The organism is Pontibacterium sp., assembly GCF_964228735.1.
Classification (GTDB): Bacteria; Pseudomonadota; Gammaproteobacteria; order Pseudomonadales; family Balneatricaceae; genus Pontibacterium.
Genome location: NZ_CAXRBQ010000041.1, coordinates 1 through 7,329 on the forward strand (window position 1 = coordinate 1; position 7,329 = coordinate 7,329).

General features: G+C 52.3%; 8 protein-coding genes and 1 pseudogene. 5 read left to right on the forward strand and 4 right to left on the reverse strand.

What is annotated here, in order from left to right:
* The 4 genes from ACEQ15_RS04245 to ACEQ15_RS04260 all read left to right on the forward strand — a co-directional run.
* On the forward strand, window positions 1-525 hold a 525-nt coding region (locus ACEQ15_RS04245), incomplete at its 5' end, for a 3-oxoacid CoA-transferase subunit A (protein WP_370277814.1).
* A complete protein-coding gene (locus ACEQ15_RS04250; RefSeq protein WP_370277815.1) occupies window positions 522-1,169 on the forward strand; it encodes a 3-oxoacid CoA-transferase subunit B in 648 nt (215 codons plus the stop codon). The genes ACEQ15_RS04245 and ACEQ15_RS04250, both read left to right, overlap by 4 nt.
* 458 nt (window positions 1,170-1,627) lie before the next feature.
* A complete protein-coding gene (locus ACEQ15_RS04255; RefSeq protein ID WP_370277816.1) occupies window positions 1,628-2,329 on the forward strand; it encodes a CoA transferase subunit A in 702 nt (233 codons plus the stop codon).
* A gap of 14 nt (window positions 2,330-2,343) precedes the next feature.
* Entirely contained in the window at window positions 2,344-3,000 is a 657-nt protein-coding gene (locus ACEQ15_RS04260) for a CoA transferase subunit B (protein ID WP_370277817.1), read from the forward strand.
* Between the two features lie 104 nt (window positions 3,001-3,104).
* On the opposite strand, the gene ACEQ15_RS04265 is transcribed toward ACEQ15_RS04260, so the two are convergent.
* The 4 genes from ACEQ15_RS04265 to ACEQ15_RS04280 all read right to left on the reverse strand — a co-directional run bounded on the left by ACEQ15_RS04265 (window position 3,105) and on the right by ACEQ15_RS04280 (window position 6,596).
* Window positions 3,105-3,611: a Crp/Fnr family transcriptional regulator gene (locus ACEQ15_RS04265; protein WP_370277818.1), complete on the reverse strand. Its 507-nt coding sequence runs from the start codon at window positions 3,609-3,611 to the stop codon at window positions 3,105-3,107.
* Between the two features lie 273 nt (window positions 3,612-3,884).
* Window positions 3,885-4,721, reverse strand: a complete 837-nt coding sequence (locus tag ACEQ15_RS04270; RefSeq protein WP_370277819.1) for a DNA ligase — start codon at window positions 4,719-4,721, stop codon at window positions 3,885-3,887.
* 68 nt (window positions 4,722-4,789) lie between these two features.
* The gene (locus ACEQ15_RS04275) at window positions 4,790-6,076 is read right to left on the reverse strand and encodes a M18 family aminopeptidase (protein WP_370277820.1); all 1,287 of its coding nucleotides are present in this window, start codon (window positions 6,074-6,076) and stop codon (window positions 4,790-4,792) included.
* A gap of 4 nt (window positions 6,077-6,080) precedes the next feature.
* Window positions 6,081-6,596 (reverse strand): FKBP-type peptidyl-prolyl cis-trans isomerase, encoded by a 516-nt coding sequence (locus ACEQ15_RS04280; protein ID WP_370277821.1) that lies wholly within the window; start codon window positions 6,594-6,596, stop codon window positions 6,081-6,083.
* Between the two features lie 216 nt (window positions 6,597-6,812).
* On the opposite strand from ACEQ15_RS04280, the pseudogene ACEQ15_RS04285 reads away from it, so the two are divergent.
* Window positions 6,813-7,329 (forward strand): annotated as a pseudogene (locus ACEQ15_RS04285) (tail-specific protease); the annotation flags it as partial.

A 7,329-nucleotide genomic window follows, 5' to 3' on the forward strand; every position in this document is an offset into this window, starting at 1 on the left:
GCAACTTTGATTGCCAATGACACGGCACGCCCCGGTGTAGGAGTAGGTAAGCTGATCGAGTCCGGCTTGGTTGATGAGATTATCGTTTCGCATATAGGTACTAATCCGGAGACACAACGCCAGATGATTTCCGGGGAGTTAAAAGTCGAGCTCTCCCCACAAGGCACACTCGCCGAGCGCGTTCGCTGTGGTGGCCATGGATTGGGTGGCGTCCTCACGCCCACAGCCATAGGCACACTCGCCGCTGAAGGAAAACAGACGGTTGAGATTGATGGTGAAACCTTCCTGCTTGAAAAGCCCTTGAAAGCCGATTTTGCCCTCATCAAAGCGCAGCAATGTGACTATTACGGCAACCTTCAGTACCGGCTTACAGCACAAAACTTCAATCCATTAATGGCAATGGCGGCAGCCACCGTGATGGTCCAACCCGATGAACTGGTGCCAGCAGGCTGCATACCACCGGACAATGTCCATACCCCAGGCCCGCTTGTCGATTACGTTGTAAAACCGGAGGTAGCCGCATGAATGCCAAAGAACTGATTGCACGCCGGGTGGCGAAGGAAGTCCAGCCAGGCACACTGGTCAATCTGGGTATCGGTTTACCTACCCTGGTCGCCAACCATGTACCCGCCGATCACGATGTGTTCTTTCAGTCAGAGAATGGCATCGTTGGCATTGGTCGCCTTCCCGATGGCATGGAAAACCCGTCGCTGAGTGATGCCGGTGGCGGCATGATCGGTGCTCTCCCTGGCGCTGCGGCGTTCGACAGTGCGTTGTCATTCGGTCTCATTCGAGGCGGGCATCTGGATATGACTGTACTGGGCGGCCTGCAGGTCGATAAACATGGACGTCTGGCCAACTGGGTGATCCCGGGAGAACGAGTACCAGGAATGGGCGGAGCAATGGACCTGGTGACTTGCGCTAAAAAGGTCATAGTTGCCATGACGCACACGGCTAAAGGTAAACCCAAGATCTTGGACAAGCTGACACTCCCTATGACATCTGACCGATCGGTAGACCTGATTGTGACAGAGCTGGCGGTAATGAAACCGGATGAAAAAGGTTTGCGGCTGTTGGAACTCGCGCCCGGCGTGACACTTAAAGAGGTGCAGGCACTGACGGATACGAAGCTTTTCTCCGAGGGAGACATTACGACAATGGCCATCTGAGCCTCTGTTCAAAGCATTTTTTCAAAATTCTCTGCCCGAGTTTTTTGCAAATTTTGCAACGGGCTGGTCTTTTTACGTGACCGGCCCGCTGCAACGCAACATCACCATTTTTCGGCATCAAACCGCTCGACGCCCCAATAAATCAGCCTCCCAGGCTCAACCGACCATCCTAGGGTTTATACCTATACGCACATTACGCACATGCACCAAGGAGCCAAATTATCTCCAACCTCCATTTATAAATTTATTAAATCAATTATTGAATTCTTTAAATTGGATAAATACCACCATCTATTGGATGCTAGACGACATTAAATAAGCATCGAACTGCAGCACCATGATTGGCTACTTTGTATGGATTAAGCGGTTCGATTAGGTGTAAGACAGATTGAAAAAACGATTCCAGAACATCAATCAGCGGTTCTGGACTTGAATAAAAACAAGAGGAGTTCTCCCCTATGTCCGGTTTTGACAAGGTGGTAAACAGCTACGAAGAAGCGATGGCAGGTCTGGATAACGACATGACCGTTATCGCAGGTGGCTTTGGTCTGTGTGGTATTCCTGAAGGCTGCATCGCCCAGATTAAGCGAATGGGTGTTAAAGGCCTGACCGTCGTATCCAACAACTGCGGTGTTGATGGTTTCGGTTTGGGTGTCCTGCTGGAAGACATGCAGGTTAAGAAAATGATCTCCTCTTACGTTGGTGAGAACGCGCTGTTCATGAAACAGCTGCTGGAAGGCGAGCTGGAAGTTGAACTGACTCCACAGGGCACTCTGGCTGAGAAAATGCGCGCTGGCGGTGCGGGCATCCCTGCTTTCTACACAGCAACCGGTTACGGCACGCTGGTAGGTGAAGGTAAAGACGTACGTGAGTTCAACGGTCGCAACTACATCCTGGAAGAATCCATCACCGGTGACTTCGCGATTGTTAAGGGCTGGAAAGCAGACCGCTACGGCAACGTGATCTACCGCCACACCGCACAGAACTTCAACCCAATGGCTGCGACTGCAGGCAAGATTACCGTTGTTGAAGTGGAAGAGATTGTTGAGCCAGGCGAGCTGGATCCAACTCAGATCCACACACCGGGTATCTACGTTGACCGCCTGATTCAGGGCACCTTCGAAAAACGTATCGAACAGCGCACTGTGCGCGAAGCTTAAGGGAGATTATTACTATGGCACTTTCCCGCGAACAGATGGCTATGCGCGTAGCTCGTGAGCTGCAGGACGGTTATTACGTAAACCTGGGTATCGGTATCCCAACACTGGTAGCAAACTACATTCCGGACGGTATGGAAGTAATGCTGCAGTCTGAAAACGGTCTGCTGGGTATGGGTCAGTTCCCAACCGAAGAGGAAGTAGACGCGGACATGATCAACGCAGGTAAGCAGACTGTAACGGCTGTGACCGGCGCATCTATCTTCTCCTCCGCCGAGTCTTTCGCCATGATCCGTGGCGGTCACGTAGACCTGACCGTACTGGGCGCATTCGAAGTAGACGTTGCTGGCAACATCGCGTCCTACATGATCCCAGGCAAACTGATCAAAGGCATGGGCGGCGCAATGGACCTGGTAGCCGGTGCAGACAACATCATCGTGCTGATGACCCACGCATCTAAGCACGGCGAATCCAAACTGCTGACTAAGTGCTCCCTGCCGCTGACTGGCGCAGGCTGCATCAAGAAGGTTCTGACAGACCTGGCTTACCTGGAAATTGCAGACGGCAAGTTCCACCTGAAGGAACGCGCACCAGGCGTTTCGGTAGAAGAGATCATCGAGAAAACCGAAGGCGAATTGGTAGTACCGGATCACGTGCCAGAAATGACATTCTGATCCACTCCTCCGGGCAAGGAGAGGCCCGGAAACGTTACTTGTGACATTGCCTCTTTACATGAGCTCCGCTCATCCTTGTGCACTCCCGCTTCGGCGGGAGTTTTTTATCCAGTATTGATCTTGTCCTGAACACTGGACGTCAAATCCACCAGCATATCACCCACCGCAATCAGGTTGCGGCTAATCTCACGCACCAGGTTGATCATCAACACACTGAAGTCTTCCGGATACTCCATCTGGAACTCGTGAAACAGATCGCTACTGATCTCAAGCACCAAGCTATCTGACTCGGCATACGCCCAGCCAACACGCGGCTGAAGACTGATCATTCCAACAAAACCAATCTGCTCCCCGGAGCCATAATCACTCAAAAACGCCCAGTTACCTTCCGAGTGCTTATAGAAAGAGACCTTGCCTTGAAGCACAATATAAAACCGGTCCGAGCGTTCTCCTAGGGTAAACAGCTCCTCTTTCGGTTGGAGAGAATAAACCTGACCACGGTTTAAGAGATACATGATGGCGCGATCAGATAGCGCACCAAAGATTGCGAACTCACGACACACCTCAACGGGCATCATGTTCGCGATATCGTCGTAACGAAGTTTGTTCATCTACTACACCTGCAAACTCCAGATCGTTCAGTCTTAAGTTTAGGCGCTTCTACCTGAGCGCAGAATGAACAATTAGGCGTAGAGAGTTTGTAGCAGCGGGCTTTTATGCCCTTTAGGGTGCCGAGGGCGACATGTTTCCTAAGGTGAGTGCAGGTCGCGGTCGGAGCCCGCTGCTACAAGTGTTTGTTCAAGCATATGTAGGGCAACCTTCAGGTTGCCGGCAGCCTGATCACCTTCGATGACGACGAGGCTGCCCTACAAAATCCCCCCCGATCAATTCGGTTGGTACACCCGCAAAAAACTCGCAAAGCGCGGTTTCCCATAACGGGTTAATCCCGTGAACTTATACGTCACCCACTCCCCTACTGCTGGAGGATCGGCGCGCTGAGCATCACTGAACCCGGTCCCTAAACGAAACTGCACACCATCTGACCTCTCCACCAGCAACGCCCCTAACTTACCTGCATATTTTCCTTTACCCGGCAGATGCCCAATAACGCGTGCCTCCGCATCCTGCCAGGGCTTCAGCTTTAACAACGCATTGGTACGGCCAGATTGATACAACGCGTCCTGATGATGCAGCATCAGCCCTTCACCGCCGGCTAACACCAGACGATCCAGCTCGTTCATCAACGCAGATTCCGTATTCACCCGATATTGCGGAATCATCCGCACCCAGGCTTTACCAATCCGGTTCACCACCTTTTCCATCGCCTCAACACGCTCAGTGAAGGTGCCTGGGTGACCGGGCAGATCAAAGACCATATAACGAACCGCTAGCCAGTCTGAGTTGTCAGGTTGTTTACGACGGACAATCGCGGATACCACCTCGAACTGTTCACGCCCGATCCATAGCTCCGCATCTAACGGGTAATCCGGCAGTACTTCCGTAAACCATTCGGGTGCTGCAATCGGGTTGCCTCGACGGGTCAATAGCTGCTTGCCATCCCAAAACCCACGCACACCGTCGAGTTTTTCACTCACCCAGTATTGAGAGACGTCGATCCCGCGCTCGTAAACATTAGCGAGCTGCAGTTCAGGCTTTTCAGCAGATACGAAAGAGGTAAAGAAGAGACCGGTCCACAGGACCAACAGACGTAGATAGAACATGGCGATTCCTCCCTGAAGCCATGAAGCCTTCCGATCCGTGGAAGGCTGTTTTGGTATGAGATCGGTTGTTAAACGCGTTCGGTATCAAAGAAACGGCGCATTACACGAGACAGGTTATAGGCATCCTGGCTGCCTGCCAACTCTCGAATGGAGTGCATTCCAAACTGTGGCACACCGATATCCAATGTACGCACACCAATCTCAGCGGCAGTGATCGGCCCGATGGTGCTACCACACGCCATATCGGAGCGCACCACAAACGCCTGTACCGGCACCTCTTCCTGCTCCGCCAAATGACGGTACAGAGTGCTGGTTTCACTGTTGGTGGCGTATCGCTGATTTGCGTTGATCTTGATAACCGCGCCGTCATTGATGATCGGGCCGTGGTTGCCATCATGCTTGTCGGAGAAGTTCGGGTGCACACCATGAGCGTTATCGGCAGAGATCATCACCGAACGGGACAACGCACGGTTACGTGCTTCAGCATCTGGCACGATTCGCTCCAGCAACTGCTTCAACATCGGCCCCTGTGCACCGGCAGCGGACATGCTGCCCACCTCTTCGTGGTCGTTGCAGACCAACAGCGCCCCTTGATCCATATCGCTGTTCAGCAGTGCATCAAGACCAATAAAGCAGCTCAACAGGTTATCCAGTCGCGCGGAGGCAATAAACTCATCGTTCAGACCTACAAAACCCGGCTTCTGGGTGTCGTAGAAGCACAGTTCGTAATCGAACACCTGCGCCACATCACTCACACCGTCCTTTTTAAGCTGAGTTTTCAGCAATTCGCGGAAGTCCGGTTTTTCCTCAGTCTGCCCTAGAATCGGCGGCAGATAGGTTTGCGCATTGATGCTGCGCTCTTTGTTGGCTTCGCGGTCCAAGTGGATCGCCAAGCTCGGAATAATCGCCACCGCCTTTTTGAAGTCGATCAGTGCATCCGCCAGTTCACCACCCTGGGTACGGTAGCTCACACGGCCCGCAATCGACAGATCACGGTCAAACCAAGGGTTCAGCAACACTCCGCCATAAACTTCTACACCCAACTGGAAGTAGCCGTTATTGTGCATCTCTGGTGTTGGTTTCACTTTCAGGCATGGGGAGGCGGTGTGCGCCCCCCCCATACGGAAGCCACTCTCCTCAGCAGCCCCCTTAGGCATCACCCAGGCAATAATGGAAGAACCATTACGCACCACGTAGTAACGACCACCTGCTTCTACACTCCAGCTGTCACCTTCCTGCAATGCTTTGAAGCCTGCAGCTGAAAGACGGCTCTCCATCGCTTTTACCGCATGAAACGGCGTGGTGGATTCAGACAGAAACTCTACCAACGACTCATTAAATTGCGCCTGACTCATCACATTACTCCGCAACAGGTTCTTTAATTTCCAGCAACTCAATCTTAAAGATCAGCGCTGAGTTTGCCGGGATAGTTGGATTTGGACTGGTCGCACCGTAGGCCAGGTCGGCCGGCACGTAGATATTCCAGATACCACCTTCCTTCATTTTAGGCAGTGCTTCTTTCCAGCCGCGAATCACACTCTTCAACGGAAACTCAGATGGCTTGCCCCGTTTGTAGGAGCTATCAAATACCACATCATCAACCCGCTTACCTTCGTAGTTCACCACAACGGTATCCTGCATACGTGGAGAACGACCGGTACCGGCCTGTACGATCTCGTACTGCACGCCCGACGGCATTGTGCTTACACCTTCGCGCTTGGCATTCTCTGCCAGAAACGCTTCACCCTGCTTGCGGGTTTCGTCGTTTAGCGCCTTATCGATCAGCTCCGCACGGAAGCGCTTCTCTTCTTCACTCTCGCTACACCCCGTCACCAGCAGCGCAGACACCAGAACCAAGCCGAACAGTCTTTTCATATTCACAAACCTAACAACGGAATCCGTCCTAATAACTGCTTGATTTTACAACAGCTGGCCCCATGTCTAAACTCAGGAATGATTTGAGATTCTACGAACAATGCCGTGTTGCTCGTTTGCTGAGAAATATCCCTTAAAATCGTGATGGAACTCAGCTCTGTTTACTCATGTCATACAGAACAACAATGTAACCGGTGTATCGGGTGTATCTACAGTATGATGCGTAAAACGCTCTCCAGGCTTATAGCAGCCGTAAGTTTCTCTGCTCTTGTTCCTTTCTATACCGCATCGGCACTGACCGAGGGTCCACTGCGAGCCGAACCGGACCACAAGAACACCATCGTCGAGATCATGGAGTCCCTTAAGCTTGGTCACTATAAACAGATGACCGTCGACGATGCCCTGTCTAGCAAGCTACTGGACAAGTATCTGGATGACCTGGACCCGTCTCGCAGCTATTTTTATGCTAGCGATGTCGACAGTTTCCAGCGTTTTCGCACCCAACTGGACGATGATCTGCTCGACGGTGATCTGACCGCCGCATACGAGATTTTCAACACCTACCAGGCCCGCAACCGCGAGCGCCTGACCTACGCGCTTGATCTGCTGGAAAACGGTTTCGCTTTTAATTTTGAGCGCGATGAAACACTGGAAGCAGACCGCTCTGAATCCGCTTGGATGCAGGATCGCACCGCCATGAACGACTTGTGGCGTAAACGAATCAAAAGCGCAC